The sequence below is a fragment of the Paenibacillus sp. 2TAF8 genome (assembly GCF_052114825.1).
Classification (GTDB): domain Bacteria; phylum Bacillota; class Bacilli; order Paenibacillales; family Paenibacillaceae; genus Paenibacillus.
The window spans coordinates 420,845-445,085 of the sequence record NZ_JBFRFN010000002.1 but is presented as its reverse complement, the minus strand read 5'-3'; the positions used below and the strand labels follow the sequence as shown (position 1 = coordinate 445,085).

Below are 24,241 nucleotides of genomic sequence, written 5' to 3'. Positions count from 1 at the left end.
AATAAATTCCCTGAATTTTCCTAACCAGACCTGTAAAGGAGGTGAGGCAATATGTGAAATGAAAAGAAAAGTAAGTCAGAGTGTCTTATGATTCTAACTTGATTGCTGAAGCTCAACGATTGAATTCTTTCACAGAGAAGGGTACTTGCACTAGACCAAACTATAAAGCCGGGTAAAAGGAGTGGAAAAGTTTGATTAAATTAAAACCGTTACGCAAGCCCGTCTCCATGGGGCTCTCGCTTCTCCTTGCATTTTCAATGGCACTTCCGGTTTCTGCACAGAACTCATCCTCATCAAAAATCGATATGAAGTCCAGCCGGGCTGAGATTTCAACGTCCAAAGTGAATGCCAAGCTGACCAAAGCCTTTGAAGGCAGCGAATATGTAACCTATCTTGTCAAAATGAAGGAACAGGTGGACACCAAGGCTGTTTCCAAACAAGCGATGGAAAAAGCAACGATTGCCAAAGAAACACCTTCGGCAACTAAGCTGTCTGTGCGGAATTCTGTAGTGAGTTCACTTCGCGAAACCGCCTCACGGACGCAATATTCGATCGAAAATTATCTGGAAAAGGAAATTGACCTGGGTAAGGTCAAAGAATATAAAAGTTATTTTATCGTGAATTCACTCGCAGTGACCAGTACCAAAGAAGTGATGGAGCAAATTGCGTTGCTGCCTGAGGTAGAGAAAATTCTACCTAACGAAACGCGATATCTGGATAAGGCGGAAGTAAGCAAACAGCCAGCAGTGAAAGACTCCGCTTCCCAAGGCACAGCTACCAAGGAAGCGGATTCGAGCGTAAAGAAGCAGACGGAAAATGTAGAATGGAACCTTGATTATATCAATGCGCCTGCTGTTTGGGAACGAGGTATAGACGGCACAGGTATCGTGGTTGCCAATCTGGACAGTGGCGTGGATTACACACATCCGGCGCTTCGCAGTAAATGGCGTGGTCTGGATGCTTCAGGCAACGTCGTTAATCCAGAGTTAAGCTGGTACGATCCGCATAGCCGTGCAACTCTTCCTACTGATGGGGACGGTCATGGTACCCACACCATGGGAACGATGGTGGGTTCCGAAGCGAACGGCACCAATAAGATCGGCGTTGCACCAGGTGCAAAATGGATTGGTGTGCGTATTTTTAATCCGGAAACCACGGATGCCATTATTCTGGATGGTGGACAATGGCTCATCGCTCCAGTGGATGCCGAAGGCAACCTGCATCCTGAACTGGCACCGGATGTTGTAAATAATTCATGGGGCGGCGGAGCAGGACTCGACGAATGGTTTAGACCGATGGTTCAGGCTTGGCGGGATGCCCAGATCTTCCCTGAATTCTCTGCAGGAAATACAACCTTGACCAATCCGGGAGGCCCAGCTTCAGTCGCGAACCCAGCGAACTATCCTGAGAGTTTTGCTACAGGAGCAACCGATATTAACGGCAATTTAGGTTCATTCTCATTGTTGGGACCATCCCCGTATAATGAGATCAAACCAGAAGTATCCGCCCCTGGCGTAAACATTCGTTCAGCCGTGCCTGGAGGTACATATGAAGGTGGATGGAACGGCACATCCATGGCAGGTCCGCATACGACGGCGCTCGCCGCACTACTGCTTCAAGCGAACCATTCACTTAACGTGGACCAGCTGGAGCAGATCATCATGGATACAGCTACACCGCGAACCGATAGCAAGTATCCTGTCTCTCCGAACAACGGTTATGGTCATGGGATTATTAATGCACTTGATGCGGTTGGATCGGTTCTGGAAGGCATCGGAACCGTCTCCGGAAGAGTGGTCACAGCTGGAGATGATCTGGAAGAGCCGGTGTTGCAGCACACACCAGTCAATACGGCGTTTACGGGTCTGGATATTCCTTTAACGGCACAGGTGACAGATAATGTAGCGGTGGTTTCCGTTGAAGCTTTTGCCAGAACCAAAGGAACGAAGCAGTACGTCTACCTGCCAATGAACCGGATTGAAGGAGACACGAAAGCAGGTACTTACACAGCGACAATTCCAGCTTTCCTGATTGAGCCAGAGGGCGTTGAGTATTATATCCGTGTCAATGATTATGGCAACAATGGTTTCGAAAGCACGGTATACAGCATTGCTGTATCCAATGGAGTGAAGCCAGGATATTTGCAGGATTTTGAAGCAGATCAACTTGGCTTTACTACAGGTGGTACAGGAAGTACCTGGGTTTGGGGGGCACCTGTAAGCGGACCGAAGGCTGCTTATTCAGGTGACAAAGTCATTGCTACGAACCTTCAAGGCACATACTTGCCTAACAGCAATGCCTACTTGCTTGCTCCGCCTATTGACCTGACAGAAAGTTCCGAAGGTGCACTGTTAACCTTCAAGCATTGGTATGACCTCGAGAATAATCTCGATTTTGGCAAGGTATACATTGCTTCTGAGGATAGCGACTATGTATTTGAGGAGCTACTCAGTTACACGGGAACAAGCGGTGGATGGAAAACACAGTATGTAGACCTGCGCGATTATGCCGGACAGCAGGTGTTCATCCAGTTTAATCTGACCAGTGATGCTACAGTTCAGAAAGCTGGCTGGTATATCGATGACTTTGCAGTGCAGGAACTGGATGATATCGCTCCAGAAACGCCTTCAGCGTTGTCCGCAACAGCGGATATTCTGGGTAACGTAACCCTGAACTGGACGGGTTCGGAGGATGAGGATCTTGAATCTTATGTGGTCTATCGTTCTGAAACGGCTGGTTCCGGTTATGAGGCTGTCGGTACGGTGAAGAAAACCACATTTACGGATACCACTACGGAGTCGAATACTACGTATTATTACACCGTGGCGGCACGCGATTATAGTGGTAACGAAAGTGAGAAATCGAATGAAGTTTCCATTACAGTAGAGGTGCCAGAAGATATTTATATCGATTCGTTTGATGGAAACGATGATAATGGCTGGACGCACGCCGGAACCAAAGATGAGTGGGAGCGAGGCATTCCGTTGACGGGTCCTCTAAGTGCAGTATCTCCGCCTAATGTGTGGGCAACCGATCTCGACAACACGTATGAAAATGGTTCAAACTACTCGCTGGTATCCCCGGTGATTGATTTGACGGATGCCACTGATGCAACACTTACCTTTAATCACTGGTATGAGATCGAAGGTGGATATGATTTCGGTTATGTTGAAGCAACCAAAGATAGAGGAACAACCTGGACGGAACTCGGCAAATTCTCGCATAATACCAATGGAAAACAGTGGACACCTGTCTTCTATGGACTGAACGCACTGACTGGGAATGAAGTTCAATTCCGCTTCCGGTTAACCTCGGATAACAGTGTGGTGAAAACAGGTTGGTTTATCGATGATTTCCGTGTACTGGGTATTGCTACACCAACGGTAACAAAGGATGAAGCCGTTGTGCTTACAAGTGACAAACCTAAACCGGATTATGATAATCCATGGTATAAAGTTACTCGAACAGACAAATCAACGTTTAATCAGACGAAACAACAGGAGCCTGATGTCCTAAAACCGGGAACAGGTTCAGTTCAGCCACAAAGTCTGCCTGCTAGTGCAACCGTTACTGTGCTTGAAACCGGACGTTCTGTGAAAACAGACTCGTCTACAGGGAAGTACAGCTTCACACATGTTGCAGGAGAGTATACGTTAAAAGCAGAAGCATACGGTTATTATCCGCAAACGAAAACAGTAACTATTACGGATGGCGGTGGAGCCAAAGCCAATTTCAATCTGGAAACGATCCCTCATGGACAGATCAAAGGGGTAGTTAAGGATGAGCGCTCTGGTCAACCTATAGCGGATACCTCTGTGCTCGTTGAGGAGGATGCGAAGGTAGCAGAGGTTCGCACAGGAGCAGACGGAAGCTTTACGCTCCAAGTGCTGGAAGGAAGTTATACGTTGTCCGTGCGGGCAGCGGATTATTACAGCAAAAAAGTTACGGTGACTGTACCGGGCAACGGTACGGTAGAGAGTAACATCACCTTGAAACCATTTATCGGTTTCCCTGGCGAAATTGCTTATGACGACGGTACAGCCGAGAATGCAAGAGCATTTAATGCTGCTGATAATGCGTGGGCCGTTCGAATGACTCCTGAGCTTGAAACAGCGCAACTCACGGGAGCTTCGTTCCGATTCTGGAATACGGAGTGGCCAGTGCCTGGAGGTACGGCTTTCCAATACGCAGTGTATGATGCATCAGGCGCTGGTGGATCACCAGGCAAAAAGCTTGCCGGACCGTTCAATGGGACGGCACTGCGGAACGATCAGTGGACTTCAGTTGAGTTCCCTGAGCCGATTATCGTGACAGGTGATTTCTACATCGTTTATATTCAGAGTTTGGCGGGTACAGCTGCTCCTGGTCTGGCTACGGACGAGGACGGGACTTATGCTGCCCGAAGCTGGCAACGTGTAAGCGGGGCATGGAGTGCTTCGCCTGCTGAAGAGGGTAACTACATGATCCGCGCGGTGGTTCAATATCCGGTGAATGCTCCGGTACTTACACCACCAGCGAATACGTATACCAATCAGTCCACCTTTACGATCGCTGGAACATCTCCTGCTTCTGGAGCACAGATCAAGTTTTACAATGGCAAGGATGCTGCAGGAACAACAACCGTAAATAACGGGAAATTCTCACATGGAGTGAAGCTTCGCGCGGGTGTTAATGCGATTACTGCAGAAGCCGTTATTAACGGTAAAACGACAGATCGTTCACTTCCAGTCATTATCATTCTTGATCAGACCAAACCTCAGGTGAACGTTGTCAGTCCAGCGGAAGGAAGTCGGATTAATACCGAGGTTGTTCATGTGACAGGCAGCGTGGTGGAGCAATTCCTCGACAAAGTCACCGTGAATGGTCAGACCGTGCAAGTCGACAGAGATAGAAAGTTCAGTCATCGTGTACTGGTGAACAAGGGCGAAAACATCATTACAATCGTGGCAACCGATCTTGCCGGAAATAAAACGACAGTAACACGTAAAGTTTATGTGGAAACGGAAGTGCCTGAACTTACCGATATCACACCAGCCGAAGATGTACGAATTACATCAGGAGAAAGTGTCAACGTTTCATTCAAAAGCAAACCGGGATTGCAAGCCTCTTTCCGAGTTCAATTGCCTCTGAATCTGAACGCCGACGGTGCGGGAGAGGTGCCTCTGGTGGAGACAGAACCGGGTGTGTACACAGGCTCCTACACAACACCTGCTAATCTTGTGCTTGAAGGTGGAGTCATTGTGATCCGGGCACAGGATGCCGCAGGGAATAAAGCCGAGGCTCAAGCCGCCGGGCGACTGTTTGTTCGTACCGCTCAAGAAGGAGAAGTGGATGGGCAGCTTCCTTCAGAGAAAGAAGATCAGACAGAGGTGAACGTGAAACCAGAAGAAACCAATACAGGTTCTAGTCCCACTGAGAGTGTGGAACCATAATCTGGACGCACAAAAGATGATGTAAGGAAAACTTAATATAGCGATAGTTATTACATTAGAAGCGGCAAGCCTGAAATCAGGGCTTGCTGTTTTTTTGTCTGGTTCACACACTTTTGAAAGAGGAATTTATATGTCGTAATTTTATATATGAATTGTCGTGAGTTTCGATTAAAAATAGATGAATCATGTGATACCTTATAGATACATTGTCAGAATATTATATACTATGGGGGGAAGACATTCGTGACCATTCGAATCGGTAAAATCAGTTTGTGGCATGTTCATGCATGGGACTACATCAAGCAAGCACAGGAACATGAGGGTACGGTGATGGCAGCCGTGTGGGATGAAGATCCGGAGCGTGGGCAGCAAGCTGCTGATCGTTTGAACGTGCCTTTTTATGCATCGCTTGCGGATATGCTCGCCCAAGACGACATTGATGCGGTAATTGTGGATGCTCCCACACGTCTACATGAAGAGGTGATTACGGCTGCTGCCAAGGCAGGCAAACATATTTTTACTGAAAAAGTTATCGCTGCTACACAAGTAGAATCCAATGCTATCCTGAGAGAAGTTAAGTCAAACCGGGTCAAAATGACCGTTTCTCTTCCGCGTCTTTATGCAGGGTATACAGCCACTATTCAAGATGTGCTTAAGCGCGATTTACTCGGCCAGGTTACATACGTGAGGGCACGATTATCCCATGATGGAGCCATCACGGACTGGCTGCCGCAACATTTTTATAGTCTCCAGGACTGTCAGGGCGGGGCAATGATTGATCTAGGCTGTCACCCGATGTACTTAACGCGATTGTTTCTGAATCAGGAAGTGATAGACGTGAACGCAAACTTTGGTTATGTCACAGGCAAAGAAGTTGAGGATAACGCAGTAGCAACACTTTCAACAGCATCAGGGGCCATTGGGATAGTCGAAGCTGGATTTGTGAACACGCACTCCCCTTTCGCAATCGAAATACATGGCACGGAGGGCACGTTGTTATATGGCACGCCTGAGCCAAAATTGTTGATCCGCACGAAAGCGGAGGAAGGACAGTATGCCGATTGGACCGAGATTCCTGTTGCTGAAAATGTAGAAAGCGCATTCAATCAATGGGTATCCCACATTCAGCATGATACAGAAGACAGCGTCAACATCAACATGGCGATGGAATTGACTAGGTTGATGGAAGCGGCCAATCGCTCAGCGAAGGAAGGTAGACGAATTGCGCTGACCGAGTTGTAAAGTTAGATATCTGGCTAGACAGGATTATATTGGATTATATAAGTTGAAAGATTCATTTACACTTTAACGGAGTGGACTGTGTAAAACCTTTAGTTCAACTTATATAAATTTTTCCTGTAAGGCGCTAAGGAGGAAGGTATCTTGAGTCTGTACCCGTATGAGAAAATGCTTGATCGGCAGGATCTCCTAGAGCGGCTTGATATTATCGTGGTATGGGGGCATTACGAGATTCGTGTGCTGCGATTTCATTTGACGACGTTTCCTGCGGGACGGATTGTCGATTTTCATAACCATGCGGAGTATGAGTTTCATTTTATTCCTAAAGGAAAAGGCAAGGTTATTATTGATGAGCAATCTCATGCACTGTCAGAAGGCATGCTCTATCTCACCGGGCCGGGTGTTATCCATTACCAGGAGGCCGATGCCGAGCAGGATATGGATGAACTGTGTCTACATGTGGATATCGTGCATAAACCAAGAGAGCATGTCGATCCATGGGAAGTTGCCGAATCAGAGGAAACAATGGAAAAACTGAGAACACTTCCACATGTTCCGGTTCAGGATTATCATCGGGCGATGCTCTGTTTTCTAGAAGCCTATGAAGCATGTGACCACAAGATGGTCGGATATTATACTTCGATTAAGCAGCTGGTCGTTAGCATTTTACTAAAAACGGTTCGCGCTTATGATACTGGCGGGATTCGAGCCGAAGCCCCCGTAAGGGATATGACGGTGTACCGATACGAATATGCCGTTCAGTATATGGAGGCTAATCACGCTTCTGCAGTGACGCTGGAGCAAGTTGCTGAGAAGCTGAATATTAGTAGCCGCCAGTTGCAACGAATTTTTAATCAGATGCAGCCAGGTTTGCCGTTCAGTCGTGTGCTGGAGGATATTCGCTTGGGTGCGGTGTGTCGTAATCTACAGGAGAGCAACGAGTCCATTGAACAGATCGCTCTCGCTTCCGGTTTCAACAACGCGAATTATTTACATGCTGTGTTTCGTAAACGTCTGGGGATAACCCCGTCGGCTTTTCGCAAAATGAAACAACCAATACTAAAGTGAGGGTGACTTATGATGAGTAAAGTGTATCGTATTGGAATTATCGGCTGTGGCGGGATCGCAAACGGCAAACATCTGCCAAGTTTGAGTAAATTGAGCAACGTGGAGCTAGTTGCTTTCTGTGATATTGTGGAAGAGAGTGCCACTGAGGCAAAGAAACAGTACGGTGCAGCTGATGCCAAGGTGTATACGGATTACCAGGAGCTGCTGAAGGATGAGTCGCTGGATATCGTGCATGTGCTTACACCGAATATTTCCCACGCGGAGATTTCGATTGCTGCCCTGGAGGCAGGCAAACATGTCATGTGTGAAAAACCGATGGCGAAGACCGCGGCAGAAGCACAGCTTATGTTGGAAGCCGCAGAACGTACGGGGAAAAAGTTAACGATCGGATACAACAACCGTTTCCGTCAGGATAGTATGGTTCTGAAGCAGCTGTGCGAGGCTGGGGAGCTGGGATCGATTTATTTTGCCAAAGCCCATGCCATTCGCAGAAGAGCCGTTCCAACTTGGGGTGTCTTTCTGGATGAAGAGAAACAAGGCGGCGGGCCACTGATTGATATTGGAACACATGCACTGGATCTGACGTTATGGATGATGGACAATTATCAGCCAAAGGTTGTGCTTGGTACGACGCATCATGAGCTCTCCCAGAGAGAAAATGCAGCGAATGCGTGGGGACCGTGGGACCCTAAGAAGTTCTCGGTTGAGGATTCGGCCTTTGGCATGATTGTTATGGAAAACGGGGCAACCATTATGCTGGAATCCAGCTGGGCGCTGAACTCGCTTGATGTGGATGAGGCTAAATGCAGTCTGAGTGGCACCGAGGCAGGTGCTGACATGAAAAATGGACTTCGTATTAATGGCGAGAAGTTCAGCCGTCTATTTACCCAGGAAATTGAACTCAGTTCGGGCGGCGTGGACTTCTATGAAGGACAGTCCGAAAATGCACCGGATGTGGAGATGCGTAAATGGATTGAAGCGATTGATCAGGATTTGGAGCCTGTAGTTACACCGAAACAGGCACTGGTCGTATCGCAAATTTTGGAAGCTGTCTATGAGTCGGCACGAACAGGTAAAGCCATTTATTTTAACAATAACGCGGAAGGTTAAATCAATTTTATTTTTTTTATGCCATTGCCCTCGTTGTGCTACAAAGCAATAAGTAATAAAAGCTATGAGTAATAAGTAATATGGAAAAGTTGTTCTCCGAAACCTTTGTCCGGTTGTCCAGGCAGAGGTTTTTTGTGTTATTTTTCAGGACTAGAGGAAGTAGTCCATACCTGGCATGGATCAAGCACATAGGATGACAGGAAATAAGCTGAAAAGAGGGGATGTTTTGGCCAGATACCTTACTCCTATGGGAGTATCCATCGTTGTGTGCACCAACCGTCCGCAATTTCTTGATAACATCCTGCAAAATTATAATCGTCAGCGTTACAAGGAAAAAGAACTGATCATCATTCTGAATCTGGACAGTATGAACATGCGTTTGGTTCGAAAAAAAGTGCAGAAATACGCCAATGTCTACGTATACCGGGTACCCGAGAGGGTGTCACTCGGGCAGTGTTTGAATGCGGGATTAACKAGAGTCCGTTTTTCACTCCTTGCGAAAATGGATGATGATGATTACTACTCTCCTTATTATTTAGAAGAACAGGTGCGTGCTCTCCGGCGAACTGGAAGTGATATCGTGGGCAAACACTCCTGTTTGGTCTATCTAGAATCTTCCCGAACATTGTTGGTAAGGTCACCGGGCGAGAGCAATAAACCTGTGGAATTCATCCAGGGGGGGACCTTATTATTCAGGAAAAGGGTGTTAAAAAGAGTTCGTTTCACCGATCGTTCGGTTGGCGAGGATGTTACATTTCTTAGACAATGCAGAAAAAGAGGTTACAAAACGTATACGACCTCCCCTTACAACTATGTTTATCTCCGCAGGCAAAACAAAGCAAGTCATACCTGGCGGGCGGAGGATCAGTTTTATCTCGAAGGAAGCGAGCGTCTGGCTGTAACCGGGAATTTCAGGCCTTTTGCCAATAAGGAAGTATAGAAGAAAGAAGTTAGACGACTAAATGTGCGGTGCCCGTTCTCCTTAGCGAAAAGGGAATAGGTGTATCTTCTCATCATAAAGAGGTTCTGAGCCAGAGCAGAGCGTCTTTTTTCTCTATTGGTCGCCTTGACATCCGTTTGAAAAGAACGATTTCGAAGCAATGAGTAAAAAAATGTTGGAATTTATCAAAAAAAGTATTGCATATCAGTTTAGTCGGAATTATATTAATGGTATAAGGTCTAGACCATATACAGATTGGAGTGTTCAGATGTCTAATCCATTCTCCTTTCGTTTCGAAAAAGTATCCACTAAAAAGGTTAGTGAGTTTATTCGAGAACAGCTGGAGGAGGCTATTATTTTAAAAGAGTTGATGAGTGAGGAGCAGCTTCCGGCTGAACGGGATTTGGCCGAGATGTTCGATGTAAGCCGGATTACGGTTCGCGAAGCGCTCTCCGCACTGGAAGATAAAGGATTGATCGAGAAAAGAGTTGGAGCCAAAGGTGGAACGTTTGTCCTGCCACTCACGACCAATTCGCATAAACGGACAAGAGAAGAGATCAAACGAGGCTGGGCTCAGATGCTCAAGGTGTTTGAATATCGGACGATTATTGAGCCGGAAGCGGCTTTTCTGGCTGCTGAGCGGATCACCGCAGGCGAACTGGAACAGCTGTATAACTATATGGAGCAAAGTATCGAGCCGGATTGTACACGAGAATGGTTCAGAGCACTGGATGTGAAATTCCATCTGACCATAGCCAAAGCATCTGGCAATCCGTACTGTGAACGAGCTGTCAGACAAATTCGAACCAAAATCAACCCGGCGCTCGATCTGATGCCTTACGATGACCGAATTCGTTCCGTAAACTACGGAGTACATATGGAGATTCTTGAAGCACTGAAGTCAAGAGACAGCGTGAGGTCACGAGATACGATGAAAAGGCACATCGAATTCTCGGCTGATGCCATCTATGCGCGGTTGGTGTCGGAATCCGAGAAACATGAAAGGAATGAGATCCAATGAAACAATCTGAACTAATACAGCTGGCTCAGCCGCTGCAAGCGAAGTTGAGTGACTGGCGCAGAGACTTGCATCGCCATCCGGAGATTGGTTATGAGGAGCATCGCACCTCTTCTATTGTAGCCGAGCATCTGGAAAGCCTTGGACTTGAGGTTACTCGTCATGTTGGGAAGACAGGTGTAACTGGCCTGCTTCGAGGAGAAACAGAGGGTCCTACCTTTGCACTTCGAGCAGATATGGATGCTTTGCCGATTGAGGATCAAAAATCAGTCGAGTATCGTTCAACGGTGAAAGGCAGGGCACATCTCTGTGGTCATGACGCACACACATCGATTCTGATGGGGGCTGCTGAACTGCTCACAGGGCTTGGCAGACCCAAGTCCGGCAACATCAAGTTCATCTTTCAACCTGCGGAAGAAGGACTAGCCGGTGCAAGGTCCATGATTCAGGACGGCGTGCTGGAGAATCCAAAGGTAGATGCCATTGCTGGCTTGCACATGACGCCCGGTCAGGATACGGGGACAGTGGGTGTAAGTCAGGGGGTTGCTTTTGCTTCGGCTGATCCGCTCGTCATCAAGATTGTTGGTCAGGGAGGTCACGCGGCTCGTCCGCATGAAGGTATTGATGCGATTGCCGTATCCGCTCAGGTGATTACTGCATTGCAGAACATCGCCAGCCGTATGGTTGACCCGCTTGAACCTGTAGTGGTCACGATTGGTAAAATCACCGGAGGTTATATGGGTACCGCTATTGCACCTGAAGTCGAGATGATCGGAACGGTCCGCACGTTATCTCCTGCTGTGCGTGAACGGATGCCTGCCCTCATCCAGCAAGTAGTGAGTGGTGTGTGCAGTTCATTTGGTGCTGAATGTGAAGTCTTGTATGGTGATGGTTATCCGGTTGTGGTCAATGACCTTGGCATGGTTGATCTGCTGACCGATGTCTGTGAAGAAGTTAATGCGCAGAAGGGTTGGAGTTATATCAAACCGTCTACGGGCGGGGAAGATTTTGCTTTTTATTGCGAGCATGTGCCTGGTGTATTTTTCCGGTTAGGATCGGGAAATGAAGAGGAGCGTACACGATATCCGCTTCATCATCCGAGATTTGATCTTGACGAAACGGTCATGCCTTATGGCGTAGGCCTGTTGTCAGCAATTGCACTTGAATTTTTGGCTAGGAATACAACTTCCAAGGGGGAAGAATCACAATGAAAAAGAGACAATGGACAGGCTTGTGGATTACTTTGCTGGCAATCGTGATGGTATTAAGTGCTTGTGGTGGAGGAAGTAAAGGTACGACGAACAATACAGCTTCTGAGGGAAGCGGAAGTGAAAGTACAGCTGCCAGTAGCACGTTAACAATTGCGGCAGCAACGGATATTGAAAGTTTTGATCCACACAACAATAACAATACCGCGAGTGAAGCTGTGCTTGTAAACGTATTTGATTATCTGATCAAAAACGACAGTGAGCAGAAAAAAGTTCCTGCGCTCGCCACTTCATGGGAGCAAGTGAATGATACAACGTGGAGATTCAAGCTGCGTGAAGGCGTAACGTTTCACAACGGTGATCCGTTTACATCCGCTGATGTAAAGTACACCTTAGAGCGTGTAGCTAAAGATAATACCCTAAAGCAAAACAGTTATTTCAAAAATATTGTTGAAGTTAAAGTGGTGGATAAGCATACGGTAGACATCATTACCGATGGACCAGATCCGTTGCTACTTAATCGTTTGTCAAAAATGGGTGCTGGCATCCTGCCAGCAAAATATATTGCTGACAAGGGTATGGATGCGTTCCTGAAAGAGCCAGTGGGCACCGGACCATACAAATTCAGCAAATGGACGAAGGACGACCGTGTTGAGCTTGTGAAAAATGATAAATATTTTGGCGGTGAGCCGAAATGGAATGAAGTAGTGTTTCGTGTGATCCCAGAAGCTTCCACGCGTGTCTCCGAATTGCTTGCTGGCGGCGTTGATGTTGCTGCAGCAATCCCATCCACGGACATTGCACGTATTGAAGGCGAAGCAGACAAAAAAATTGTGAAAGCACCAATTCAGCGTGTTCTCCAATTGATCTTCCGTCAGACTGAGGGCAGCATCACAGCTGATCCCAAGGTGCGTGAGGCGATTGATCTGGCGATCGACAAACAAGGTATTGTAGACAGCATCGCCGGTGGAGCGGGCATTGTTACACGCACATCTGTTACACCAGGCAACTTCGGTGCAGACCCGTCACTGTATAAAAAATCGTTGTACGATGCGGAGAAAGCAAAGCAGCTCCTGAAAGAAGCTGGTTACGCTGAGGGGAAAGCAGAGATGACTATCTCAGTCTCTTCCCAGTACAAGGAACAGGCTGAAGTTGTTGCAGCGATGCTGGATCAGGCCGGATTCAAAATCAATCTGGACGTACTGGAGCCAAGTGCATTCAGCGAGCGATACAGCTCCAAATCATTCAAAGAAATTTTCATGATTGGTATTGGTAATTCCCTGTTTGATGCTTCGAACAACTATAACCGTTATATGGTGGAAGAAGCCAAAGGGGAATCAGACTACAACAATCCGGAAGTAGAGAAATTGCTGCAATCTGCACTTGTGAATATGAACCCTGAGTCTCGTGAAAAAGAATACCAGCAAGTACAGCAGATTTTTGCTGAAGAGCGCCCGGCCGTGTATTTGTATCAGATGGAAGGCGTATATGGAACCAATGACAAAGTGAACTTTGCACCACGCAGTGATGAGATGTTCTATGCGGACGAGATTACACCTGCTGCAAAGTAAAATCAGGCTTATAACCACCTGTCATTGCATCAGTAAGTCAGAACGGCAGGGACTGAATGAACAAGTTCCTGCTGTTCTTTTTTTGGAATAGGAGGTGAGCCGGGAGTGGGCAAATACGTATTTAAATCCTTACTGCAGGTCATTCCGGTCCTGTTTATTGTGTCATTAATCGTATTTATTCTGGTTCGGGTAACGGGTGATCCTGTTGCTTTGATGTTACCTGAAACGGCTACGGCAGAAGACCGGGCTGTGTTAACACAGGCCTTGGGGCTGGATCAGCCTCTGTACACACAGTATGTGAAATTTTTGGGCAATGCGATACAGGGGGATTTCGGTCAATCCTTCCGTTACGGACAACCTGCACTGGAGCTGGTGCTGGAGCGATTACCTGCCAGTTTTGAACTGGCCGTAGCTGCAAYGTTGTTTGCCGTATTGATGGCAGTACCTCTTGGTGTAATCTCTGCAGTGAAAAGGAATACGTTTACCGATCTGCTCATTTCGGGAATTTCGGTGATCGGGAAAGCGATGCCTAACTTCTGGATGGGCATTATGCTAATTCTGCTATTCTCTGTTATGCTGGGCGTTTTGCCCGTTTCGGGTCGCGGAGGGTTATCACATCTGATTCTGCCTGCATTTACGCTGGGCGTAGGACTTGCTGCACAGATGACAAGGCTGATCCGGTCCAGCATGCTTGAGATTCTGAATCAAGATTATATTCGCACGGCTCGCAGCAAAGGTCTCGGACGAATGACGGTGATTGCAAGACATGCGTTTCGCAACGGATTAATTCCGGTGGTGACGATCATGAGTCTTCAGTTCACCAGTCTGATTGGTGGTACCTTGATTACAGAAACGGTATTCTCTTGGCCCGGTTTGGGTCAACTGCTGGTTGTGGCCGTAAATACACATGATATGGCAATTGTACAAGCAGCTGTGTTTGTCATTGCATTTATTGTGGTGGTTGTAAATATTCTAACGGACGTGTCTTACAGACTGTTGGACCCACGTATCAAATATGACTAGAAGGAGGTGCGATCGATGAGAGACGGCGATGAAACATCCGTTCTGGTTACAGAACAGGATCACAACAGACAGCGCACGATTGCCGGAATTCAGTCCTTCTGGCAACAGCTAATCATCAGCAAGACCGGTTTATTCGGTGCAGTGCTTGTATTGGTTGTTGTCCTGATTGCTATAGCCGCACCTCTGTTAACGAGTCATGATCCGGCAGCAGTGAATCCGCTGAATCGTCTCAAACCCCCTGCATGGCTTGAAGGTGGAACGGCTGAGTACTGGCTGGGAACCGACAACCTCGGCAGAGATATGTGGAGCCGTATCGTGTATGGGGCACGCGTATCCTTGATTGTGGGTATGGGGGCGGTCATTGTCTCGGGTATTCTTGGAGCAATTCTGGGTCTGATATCGGGATTCTACGGAAAATGGCTGGATGCCGTTATTATGCGTGTGGGCGATGCGTTTATGGCTATTCCGACGATACTTTTCATGCTTGTTGTGATGGCTATTGTTGGTCCGGGTATGACTACACTGATCTTTGTGATCGGTTTAACGAACTGGGTTCCATTCACCCGTGTAGTTCGAAGTGAAGTGCTCAGCATCAAAGAACGTGATTTCGTGTTTGCAGCCAGGTCTATCGGTGCCAAGAACGGGCGTTTGATTATCAAACATATTTTGCCTAACATAATATCGTCGTTCATTGTCATCTGCGGTATGAATGTAGGTACAACGATCATCATGGAAGCTTCACTGAGTTTCCTGGGACTGGGGATCAAACCGCCGGATGTATCGTGGGGAGGCATGTTGAGCGATGGACGTCAGTATGTAGCCACGAGCTGGTGGGTTGCGACATTCCCGGGTCTTGCGATTACGTTTACCGTTCTCGGTGTTATTTTCCTTGGTGATTGGTTACGGGATGTGCTTGATCCTCGCACGGAGTCAACTCAAAAATCATGACGGAAGGGAGATATGGATATGAAAAAAAGCCAGATTACACCGGAGGATCTGTATCACTATCGCTGGATCAGTCAGCCGGTGGTCAGTGCAACCGGACAAGTTGCATACGTTGAACAGACAGTGGATCAGATGAAGAACGAATATAAAACACAGATTCGAGGAATCTCGCTTGATGGTACACAAGATGTCGCGCTGACGGATGGCACGAAAGATACCTCACCAGCATGGTCACCGGACGGCAGCAAGTTGACATTTATTCGCCAGGCTCAGGCCGGAAAAGGATTGTGGTTCGTTCGGTCGGAAGGGGCGCAACCGGACATGCTCATATCTCCTGAACGTAAAATTGTTAGTTACGTCTGGTCACCCGATGGGAAATATATAGCTTTTACCAGTAAAGTAGAGCCTGATCCCACTCCGTTGAGTACTGTTCCATCCAGGACTAATGAGTGGGCGAGAGCTTTAAATGCTGAACCATCTGCTCAGCAGGCGCCTTTAGTGCGCGGCAAAGTCTATGAGCGTACTACGCCAAAAGCTGAGGGTGCGGGGTGGTGGGATGGTCAATACAGCCATCTGTTTCTATACGAGATCAAGAGTGGACACATACAACAGATAACGTCCGGACTGTGGAACATTACTACACCGGTCTGGTCACCGGACAGCCTGAATCTTGCATTTATTTCTAAACAAGTACAGGAGGAAGGAGTCGATCCGGATTTACTTCATCACACGGACGTCTATATGGTCAGTGTTGCGTCGGGGACAGGAGTAGTCGACGAACCTTTCAAAGTAACGGACTCCAGTCTCCAGATTAGCCAGTTCTCTTTTACAGCCGATGCAAAGCAACTGATCCTGATTGCCAGTGATCGTGAATATGGGAGTGGGAGTCATCATCAACTCTTTACACTTCCAGTACAGCGGGGGATACCCAGGCTATTCGCACCTGAATTAGATATGCAGATCGGCAATGCTGCGCTGGGAGATATGAAGTCCGCAAGTGCTTCACCTTCGCCAATTATTAGTCGCTCGTTTCCACACCAGGGGGTATATGTTCTGGGAACGCATTATGGAAATGTCGATGTGTACCGGATTCAGGCGGACGGAAGCTGCGAAGTCATCACCCCTGCAGGCGAAAAAGATGTGTATCAATATACGATTTCAGCGGATGAGGAAACGTTGATCATAGCTGCTCTGACGGATAATCATCCGGGAGAGCTTTATACCGTAGAGATGAGAAGCGGCAAAATGTCTAGACTCACTCAACGTAATGATGAATTTATGGCTAAACGCATAGTAAACGTGCCGACAAGAGTTGAATTCACTTCATCGGACGGCTGGTTGATCCAAGGGTGGCTAGCGATTCCCGATGTAATGCAAGACACATATGCGGCTGAAACTAAGGTTGCTCCATCCGTGGGGTCACCATCTGCATCTACAAACCAAAGTTTAGATGCATTACAGGCTCACCGTAAATTGCCGTTAATACTACAGATTCATGGTGGTCCTCATGCGATGTATACCGGATCATTCAGTCATGAGATGCAGACACTTCTTGCCGAAGGTTATGCTGTGTTATGGGTTAATCCTCGTGGCAGCATGGGATATGGACAAGCATTCGCAAGAGCTTGTCGTGGAGACTTCGCAGGCGGTGATTATCGGGATCTGATGGAAGCTGTAGATTATGCGTTGTCAACGTATTCTACCTTGGATGAAACCCGTTTGGGTGTTGCAGGCGGCAGTTACGGGGGTGTCATGACGAACTGGATTGTCGCTCACAACAATCGATTCAAAGCTGCTGTGACGCAGCGCTGTATCTCCAACTGGTTATCGATGTACGGCACAAGTGACATCGGTATTTCTTACGTGGAGGGTGTGATCGGAGGCAATCCGGCGGAGCATGCTGCGTACCTCTGGTCCCGTTCTCCGCTCGCTCATGCGCACAACATCGAAACACCGTTGCTCATCATGCATGGCGAACAGGACTTTCGAACACCGATTGCTCAGGCGGAGGAGTTGTATACGACGCTGAAGCGTTATGGTAAAACAACCAAGCTGATTCGTTATCCGGGTTCTAACCATTCACTGCTCAAAAGTGGTAAACCTTCTCTTCGGGTAGACAGCTTCGAACAGGTAAATGCCTGGTTTAAGGAGTATTTGTAACTCATAAGACGAAGAACTAATTCGGGGAGATAATCTCTAATATAAACTTTTAACGTAGAACAAAAACCTCATATGAAAGAAACCAAAAACCGCGATTCATGCGGTTTTTTTTGTTGTATACAGCAAAAGTTGAATTCGGCTTTTAAATGATATATATTTTAATTAAATGATATTAAATACTATCAAAATAATAGTGAGGTGATCATATGATGATCAAACAAACGATAGGCCATGTCCAAATATCCGATGAAGTCATCTCCAAATTGGTCGGTAAAATAACGCGGGCTACTCGTGAGATTTCTTCCATGTCGGCTGGATTGGTTGAAAGTGTTAGCAAAATATGGAGTGGTCGTAGCCTGCAAAACGGCATTACGATTCGCAGAGTAGACAATAGCGTGGAGATCAGCGTCAAAATTATCGTTCTTTACGGCAGTAAAGTACACGAGGTTTGCAGAGAGCTGCAACATAAGGTCATTGATCAGGTTGAACATTTTACAGGATTATCGATTCAAGCAGTGAACGTTTTCGTGGATGGTATTACATCCGAACCGCATCCGTCCAAAGTTTAGAGCAAGCGGCTATAAAAAAGTGACCATAACAAGCGAACATAATACACAAACATTAGGAGTGACAGTTATGAGCCAAATATCCATTGTAAAAGCAAAGCCTCAAACCGCTGTTGGAGGAAAATTAACTGAGATGGCGCTCGACTATATGAAGTATTCTCTGGCTGGTTCCAGAGAACCGGCAGTTATAGGTCACACATTTCAGAAGCTGTGGAATGCCCGAAATAATCGTTTTAGTCACGAGTACGCTTATGAAGCGGTGCGGGAGGGGAAAACACTTGGCATGATTATGTGTTATCCGACGACGCTGATGAACAAGCTGGCATGGACAACGTTTTCTCAGTTGTTTGATATACATAAATGGAAGCTGATCGGATACAACTTGCGGAACTGGAAAGAGTTCTATACCATGGTGACGTTAAAAGAGGCAGAGAATGATGAATATCATATCGGAACCATTGCGGCTTTGCCCGAAAGCCGGGGGCTTGGGATCGGAACAGAGTTGATCGGACATGTAGAGAAGCAGGCCGTCCGGCAAGGATATTTCAAATCTTCTCTAACGGTCAAACAGGAGAATGTGGGTGCGATCAAGTTGTACGAACGTCTGGGTTACAACAAAGTAGGTGAGATCAACAAACCTGCTGTATCCATGTACAGAATGTCAAAAGTACTTGTCTAAATCAGTCGTATCCATATGGTATAGTAGAACATGTAGTTATTAAATATGTTGTTACGAAAAGATGACTACGACGTCAACACGATACCAAACGAGGTGTATGGAATGTATCAATATAAGGATCAGGAATATGAGGCCGTTCACTTTGAGGGACGTGATCTGCGTTACGGCGAGTTAATTCGTTGTGTGTTCAAGCATTGTACGTTCATGAACGCTTCCATGGAGGAGATCGAAACGAGCCATTGCCGTTTCATCGAATGTGATTTCAAGGGTGCATTGATGAATGGATCCATACATACAGAGTCTGCGTTTGAGAACTGCATGTTTAGGGGTGCGAACCTGTTTGCCTCCAAATTTACGGCTTGTAAAATGACGGGATCGGACTTTTCCGATGCCCAGTTGGATGGCATTACACTTGTAAAAGGAGATTGGTCTTATACCAATCTGCGACATACTCGCCTCGGAAAACAGGATTTGCGAGGCATTCGTTTTTTTGAAGCCGATCTGGCCGAATCCGATTTAAGCAAAGCTGACCTGCGTGATTGTGATCTTACGAGAGTGTCGATGAGCAAGGTGAAATTGCAGGGTGCCGATCTGAGGGGTGCTATTTTGGATGGCATTGATCTGAAATCTCTGGATTTAAAAGGCGTGCGTATGGATCGTGAACAGGCCGTTCTGATTGCACGCTCCTACGGAGCAAAAGTGGACTAGTTTGTCAACCGCGAGCGGGATAGTACTTTTAGATCGTTCTATTCTTGGTGGACCGCTAAATCGTTAAGAGGACAGGATAAGCTGTAAGACTACGATAAGTTGACCTATTATTATAATTTGTGTTAAGTTTTTGGTGTTTCATTTTGCCTATAAAAGGGGGGATAGAGTGTTGACTGAATTAGAGGTTGTAGATGTTAATGTGAACCTGTCAATGAACACGAACGATGGCATGGTTCACAACATAACGAAACAGAATCCGGGCGCTACTTTATCCTCCTATGCATAGATACACCTGGTGATGAAATTGAAATCGTCAGATTTACTGAACGCATAGCTAGGCTAAGGGTACGCGAAAAAGCACTGTTTTATAAGCCTTTTTGCGTTGTTCTGATTATGTTCAAATATGAAAGTGAGAGAACCATGTCATGGTGATAAACTGCATGGCTAACTTTTATATTTCACATAAAAAGGATGATTTGTATGTCTATAATCAACGTAACCAATCTGACCTTTGCTTATGAAGGCAGTTACGATAACATATTTGAAAATGTAAGTTTCCAACTGGATTCCAATTGGAAATTAGGGTTTACCGGAAGAAATGGTCGAGGGAAAACAACTTTTCTGCAATTGCTGCTGGGAAAATATGAATATAGTGGTCATATCTCGGCTAATGTCAGCTTTGAATATTTTCCTTTTCAGGTGCATGATAAGGAAGTGATGACGCTTGATATGGTTGCGGAGATTGTTCCTGGATATCTTCACTGGCAGATGATGCGGGAGCTGAACTTACTCCACGTATCCGAAGATGTTCTGTACCGGCCGTTCAATTCGTTATCGAATGGAGAACAAACGAAGGTGATGCTGGCCGTCCTCTTTCTGAAAGATAATCAGTTTTTGCTCATAGACGAGCCTACCAACCATCTCGATTTGCATGCGAGGAAACTTGTCAGTAATTATCTCCGTAGCAAAAGTGGATTTATATTAGTTTCTCATGATCGCTCATTTCTTGACCATTGTGTAGACCACATCCTGTCAATCAACAAGACAACTATTGAGATTCAAAAAGGCAATTTTTCGGCTTGGTGGGAAAACAAAAGAAGACAGGATCAGTACGAACTTGCAAGCAATGAAAAACTGCTTAAGGATATCAAGCGGCTATCTGATTCTGCTAAACGTACCGGGGGATGGTCACATGAAGTTGAGAAAAGCAAAAATGGTACCCGGAATTCCGGTTCGAAGGTAGACAAGGGATACATTGGGCACAAGGCTGCGAAGATGATGAAACGTTCCAAACATATAGAGCAGAGGCAACAATCTGCTATTCATGAGAAATCTAAACTCCTTAAAAATATCGAGGACGCCGATCGTTTACAGATTCATCAGCTGCCATTTCACAAAAATGAGCTGCTCGAATTGGAACATGTATCGATCTTCTACGGTTCAAATTTGGTGTGTAAGAATGTAAGCTTCAGTGTGAAAAAAGGAGATCGTGTTGGTCTGTATGGGTCAAATGGTTCAGGCAAATCAAGTCTGCTCAAATTAATATGTGATAAGAATATCTCGCATACAGGTGTTGTTCGGAAGGACCATCAGTTAAAAATATCCTATGTATCACAGGATACATCGGAACTCGAAGGCAATTTGGCTGACTATGCTATGAATCAGGGTCTAGATGAGAGCCTATTCAAATCAATCCTGAGAAAGCTGGACTTGTCCAGACTACAGTTGGAGAAAGATATCTCAACCTTCAGTGCGGGACAAAAAAAGAAAGTGCTTATTGCCAAGAGTCTAAGTGAGCAGGCTCATCTGTACATTTGGGATGAACCTCTGAACTTTATCGACGTCATCTCACGCATGCAAATCGAAAAATTGTTGCTGGAGTATGAGCCAACTTTACTTTTTGTTGAACAATATTAAATGGTCAGAGGTGCAGTCTGTCATGCAAAAAGAGAAGTTAACATTTAAGCAAAATCGAATGTTTACCATTTTGGATGAAGCCACAAAATTACTTATAGAGAAGCCAAATGCGTCAATGAATGACATTGCTGRAGCCGCAAATATCGGCATTGCTACATTACATCGCTATGTGGAGAGCCGTGAGCAGCTGATGATTCATCTGGCTTTGCGTGCGATTGAGGTCGTTAACGAGACATTGGAGCATGTGAAGCTCGATGAGGAGCGGGTCGAACAGTATATTCCGGAGCTGATTGAAGCCTTGATTCCACTGGGAGATAAGATATACTTCCTGGCTCATGATACAACCGTCAATTATAATGCCGAGATTGAAGGAGCAGATCAGAAGCTGAGAGAACCGGTGCTACATGCCATTGGTGTGATTCAAGAGAAAGGTTTTTTTCGTTCGGATGTGGACAAAACATGGATTGTGGAGGTGTTATATTCCATCGTCTTTCTGACTTGGCAGCAAGTGATCAGTGGCAATATCGCCAGAAATGCGGCACCTGCGCTTGTAGTGGACACGTTCTATCACGGTTTTGTTGCGAGATGAGCTGAAAAGACAACATGAACTTCATCCAATTCAACGTTGTTGTTACGATGGAGTGTTAAACAAAGTGTACAACAAAAGCCGCAGTTTCTTCTGCGGCTTTTTATATTTCGACCTATTGCTATGTTCTATATAAGTTGAACTATTGATTTACAATGCAATTTTTGCTTTTAACTGATCGGATGCTGGCATCAAAGGCAAACGCAGCTGAGCAGAAGCGATAATACCTTGCTGAGCAAGCAGATGTTTCAGCATAGCTGGAGCCGGCTCTTCAAATAGATGTTTAATAAACGGAACCAACTGTGTGTAGAGACGGTGAGATTCTTCTTTTTCACCCGCAACAAAACGGTTATATACTTCCAGGAAACGCTCTGGATTGATACTTGCCGAGGCCATCATACCGCCAGCTGCACCTTTCGTTAACATATCGTAGAAGAATGTATCATCTCCGCACAGAATGGGCTTGGAGCCGCAACGTACCAGTTCGGTCATGAGGTCGAGGTTATTTGTACTATCTTTAAGGCCAATAACGCCATCAATGTTCATAATTTTCTTCATCATCTCGATGGAAACTCTAACCCCTGTACGGGCTGGGATTTCGTATACCATCACCGGGATGCCCACCCCAGCTGCCATGCGGAAGTGTTCATAAATGCCCTCTTCCGTTGGTCTGTTATAGTATGGAGTAACAACAAGAACAGCATCAGCGCCGAGTGCTGCAGCTTTCTTCGTTCTCGCTACCGTTGAAGCGGTGTCATTGGTTCCGGTTCCAACCATAATGGGTATGGACGAGTTGATGCTGCTCAGCGTTTCCTTCGCGGCCTTCACAAGCTGTTCCACTTCATCCCATGTCACGGTAGGTGATTCTCCCGTCGTACCATTAATCACCAAGCCATGAATACCACTGTTTGCCATCACTTTGATGTAATTTTGGAATGAAGGAAGATCAAGCTCGCGCTCCTGGGTAAAAGGTGTGATTACAGGTATATAAATACCTTGAATCTGTTGTTCGGTTAACATCGTATAACCCCCAAATGTATGTTGGAATTCCATTTCATTCACTTTACCATGGGAAAACGTATCATAGTTAGCTATAATAGATGATGGGTGTTATCAATAATTTTGATGATGTGAGGGAATGTATGATGGATTTGAATTATTTTCAAACGTTTCGCGAAGTGGCTTTGCGGCAAAGCTTTACCAAAGCGGCTGAAGAGCTTGGCTACGCACAGTCCAGTGTGACAACCCAGATTCAAAAGCTGGAGAAAATTTATCAAGTCAAGCTGTTTGAACGATTTAATAACAATAAAATTAGGCTCACTTCGGCTGGAGAAGAGCTGTTTAAGCTCTCCGGGCAGTTGCTGGAAATATTCGAACATTCGCAAGAAAAACTTACAAAACAAGGAGGGGGTTCACTTACCATTGCGACGATGGACTCGCTTGCCTCCTACTATCTGCCTGTGCCCATTCAGACTACACGGAAACAATACCCCGAGCTTGGCATTCGGCTGCAGACGGATCGAGAAGATCTGATCTTGCAAAAAGTAAGAGAAGGTGAAGCGGATGTCGGTCTTATTCTTGCGAATGCTTCACCCGAATCGGGATTACAATGGATCACCATTCGGGAAGAGCCGCTGGTGCTCATCGTGAACTCGGATCATCCCCTTACGGCTAAAGCCGAGGTCGCTCTCAGTGATCTGGCGGACGAGGAATGGATCATGCCAGAGGATTCATGCAACTACAGGCAGCTGCTGGAGAAGGTACTCAGAACCAACGGAATTCCCTATAAAGTGGGATTGGAGCTTGGAAGTCCTGAGGCAATCAAACGAAGTATCATGGCTGGTCCAGGTATCTCGCTTTTGCCACAGATGATTGCTATGGATGAGATCCAGAGAAAGAAGCTCACGGTATTACCGCTAGCTCATACGGACTTTACACTCGAGATTCAGCTGGTTATTCATGCCCGGAAATGGATTTCTCATGCGCTGCAGCAGTTTATTACAAATCTTGGAGCGAAAGAATCCGATTGGCTGCCAGCGAAGACAAAAAGCTGAGTAAGTGAGAACACTGT

18 protein-coding genes are annotated in these 24,241 nt (G+C 46.2%); 17 read left to right on the top strand and 1 reads right to left on the bottom strand.

Annotated elements, in window-relative coordinates:
• The first annotated feature begins 191 nt into the window (after positions 1–191).
• From AB4Z30_RS04030 to AB4Z30_RS03955, 16 genes are all read left to right on the top strand, one after another.
• Positions 192–5,432: a S8 family serine peptidase gene (locus tag AB4Z30_RS04030; protein ID WP_441923519.1), complete on the top strand. Its 5,241-nt coding sequence runs from the start codon at positions 192–194 to the stop codon at positions 5,430–5,432.
• Between the two features lie 243 nt (positions 5,433–5,675).
• The gene (locus tag AB4Z30_RS04025; protein ID WP_441923517.1) at positions 5,676–6,674 is read left to right on the top strand and encodes a Gfo/Idh/MocA family protein; all 999 of its coding nucleotides are present in this window, start codon (positions 5,676–5,678) and stop codon (positions 6,672–6,674) included.
• A gap of 141 nt (positions 6,675–6,815) precedes the next feature.
• On the top strand, positions 6,816–7,739 hold the full coding sequence (locus tag AB4Z30_RS04020) for a helix-turn-helix domain-containing protein (protein ID WP_441923515.1): 924 nt from the start codon (positions 6,816–6,818) through the stop codon (positions 7,737–7,739).
• A gap of 12 nt (positions 7,740–7,751) precedes the next feature.
• Positions 7,752–8,849, top strand: a complete 1,098-nt coding sequence (locus tag AB4Z30_RS04015) for a Gfo/Idh/MocA family protein (protein ID WP_441924191.1) — start codon at positions 7,752–7,754, stop codon at positions 8,847–8,849.
• A 226-nt stretch (positions 8,850–9,075) separates the two neighbouring features.
• Positions 9,076–9,789: a glycosyltransferase gene (locus tag AB4Z30_RS04010; protein WP_441923513.1), complete on the top strand. Its 714-nt coding sequence runs from the start codon at positions 9,076–9,078 to the stop codon at positions 9,787–9,789.
• Positions 9,790–10,057: 268 nt separating this feature from the next.
• Complete coding sequence (locus AB4Z30_RS04005) at positions 10,058–10,810, top strand: FadR/GntR family transcriptional regulator (RefSeq protein ID WP_441923511.1); 753 nt, start codon at positions 10,058–10,060, stop codon at positions 10,808–10,810.
• A complete protein-coding gene (locus AB4Z30_RS04000; protein WP_441923509.1) occupies positions 10,807–12,018 on the top strand; it encodes a M20 metallopeptidase family protein in 1,212 nt (403 codons plus the stop codon). Before AB4Z30_RS04005 ends, AB4Z30_RS04000 begins: the two co-directional genes overlap by 4 nt.
• On the top strand, positions 12,015–13,586 hold the full coding sequence (locus AB4Z30_RS03995) for an ABC transporter substrate-binding protein (RefSeq protein WP_441923507.1): 1,572 nt from the start codon (positions 12,015–12,017) through the stop codon (positions 13,584–13,586). Before AB4Z30_RS04000 ends, AB4Z30_RS03995 begins: the two co-directional genes overlap by 4 nt.
• 105 nt (positions 13,587–13,691) lie before the next feature.
• Positions 13,692–14,609 carry an ABC transporter permease gene (locus tag AB4Z30_RS03990; protein WP_441923505.1) on the top strand — a complete coding sequence of 306 codons (918 nt, stop codon included), beginning with the start codon at positions 13,692–13,694 and terminating at the stop codon, positions 14,607–14,609.
• 15 nt (positions 14,610–14,624) lie between these two features.
• The gene (locus tag AB4Z30_RS03985; RefSeq protein WP_441923503.1) at positions 14,625–15,557 is read left to right on the top strand and encodes an ABC transporter permease; all 933 of its coding nucleotides are present in this window, start codon (positions 14,625–14,627) and stop codon (positions 15,555–15,557) included.
• Between the two features lie 18 nt (positions 15,558–15,575).
• The gene (locus AB4Z30_RS03980; RefSeq protein WP_441923501.1) at positions 15,576–17,714 is read left to right on the top strand and encodes a S9 family peptidase; all 2,139 of its coding nucleotides are present in this window, start codon (positions 15,576–15,578) and stop codon (positions 17,712–17,714) included.
• 206 nt (positions 17,715–17,920) lie between these two features.
• Positions 17,921–18,283, top strand: a complete 363-nt coding sequence (locus AB4Z30_RS03975) for an Asp23/Gls24 family envelope stress response protein (RefSeq protein ID WP_441923499.1) — start codon at positions 17,921–17,923, stop codon at positions 18,281–18,283.
• Positions 18,284–18,350: 67 nt separating this feature from the next.
• Positions 18,351–18,959, top strand: coding sequence for a GNAT family N-acetyltransferase (locus AB4Z30_RS03970; protein ID WP_441923496.1), 609 nt, complete (start codon positions 18,351–18,353; stop codon positions 18,957–18,959).
• Between the two features lie 102 nt (positions 18,960–19,061).
• On the top strand, positions 19,062–19,667 hold the full coding sequence (locus AB4Z30_RS03965) for a pentapeptide repeat-containing protein (protein ID WP_441923494.1): 606 nt from the start codon (positions 19,062–19,064) through the stop codon (positions 19,665–19,667).
• 480 nt (positions 19,668–20,147) lie between these two features.
• Positions 20,148–21,584: a ribosomal protection-like ABC-F family protein gene (abc-f, locus tag AB4Z30_RS03960; protein ID WP_441923493.1), complete on the top strand. Its 1,437-nt coding sequence runs from the start codon at positions 20,148–20,150 to the stop codon at positions 21,582–21,584.
• A 22-nt stretch (positions 21,585–21,606) separates the two neighbouring features.
• Complete coding sequence (locus tag AB4Z30_RS03955; protein WP_441923491.1) at positions 21,607–22,173, top strand: TetR family transcriptional regulator; 567 nt, start codon at positions 21,607–21,609, stop codon at positions 22,171–22,173.
• 147 nt (positions 22,174–22,320) lie between these two features.
• On the opposite strand, the gene dapA is transcribed toward AB4Z30_RS03955, so the two are convergent.
• Positions 22,321–23,190, bottom strand: a complete 870-nt coding sequence (gene dapA, locus AB4Z30_RS03950) for a 4-hydroxy-tetrahydrodipicolinate synthase (RefSeq protein WP_441923489.1) — start codon at positions 23,188–23,190, stop codon at positions 22,321–22,323.
• Positions 23,191–23,312: 122 nt separating this feature from the next.
• On the opposite strand from dapA, the gene AB4Z30_RS03945 reads away from it, so the two are divergent.
• Positions 23,313–24,224, top strand: a complete 912-nt coding sequence (locus AB4Z30_RS03945) for a LysR family transcriptional regulator (RefSeq protein WP_441923487.1) — start codon at positions 23,313–23,315, stop codon at positions 24,222–24,224.
• Positions 24,225–24,241: the final 17 nt, after the last annotated feature.

What these genes read in the sequence shown, in the direction of transcription:
- AB4Z30_RS03970 (WP_441923496.1), top strand. Translation starts at nt 18,351, where the DNA reads ATGAGCCAAATATCCATTGTAAAAGCAAAGCCTCAAACCGCTGTTGGA.
- AB4Z30_RS03985 (WP_441923503.1), top strand. Translation starts at nt 14,625, where the DNA reads ATGAGAGACGGCGATGAAACATCCGTTCTGGTTACAGAACAGGATCAC.
- AB4Z30_RS04005 (WP_441923511.1), top strand. Translation starts at nt 10,058, where the DNA reads ATGTCTAATCCATTCTCCTTTCGTTTCGAAAAAGTATCCACTAAAAAG.
- dapA (WP_441923489.1), bottom strand. Translation starts at nt 23,190, where the DNA reads ATGTTAACCGAACAACAGATTCAAGGTATTTATATACCTGTAATCACA.
- AB4Z30_RS03980 (WP_441923501.1), top strand. Translation starts at nt 15,576, where the DNA reads ATGAAAAAAAGCCAGATTACACCGGAGGATCTGTATCACTATCGCTGG.
- AB4Z30_RS03945 (WP_441923487.1), top strand. Translation starts at nt 23,313, where the DNA reads ATGATGGATTTGAATTATTTTCAAACGTTTCGCGAAGTGGCTTTGCGG.
- AB4Z30_RS04000 (WP_441923509.1), top strand. Translation starts at nt 10,807, where the DNA reads ATGAAACAATCTGAACTAATACAGCTGGCTCAGCCGCTGCAAGCGAAG.
- AB4Z30_RS04015 (WP_441924191.1), top strand. Translation starts at nt 7,752, where the DNA reads ATGAGTAAAGTGTATCGTATTGGAATTATCGGCTGTGGCGGGATCGCA.
- AB4Z30_RS03995 (WP_441923507.1), top strand. Translation starts at nt 12,015, where the DNA reads ATGAAAAAGAGACAATGGACAGGCTTGTGGATTACTTTGCTGGCAATC.
- AB4Z30_RS03965 (WP_441923494.1), top strand. Translation starts at nt 19,062, where the DNA reads ATGTATCAATATAAGGATCAGGAATATGAGGCCGTTCACTTTGAGGGA.
- AB4Z30_RS03975 (WP_441923499.1), top strand. Translation starts at nt 17,921, where the DNA reads ATGATGATCAAACAAACGATAGGCCATGTCCAAATATCCGATGAAGTC.
- abc-f (WP_441923493.1), top strand. Translation starts at nt 20,148, where the DNA reads ATGTCTATAATCAACGTAACCAATCTGACCTTTGCTTATGAAGGCAGT.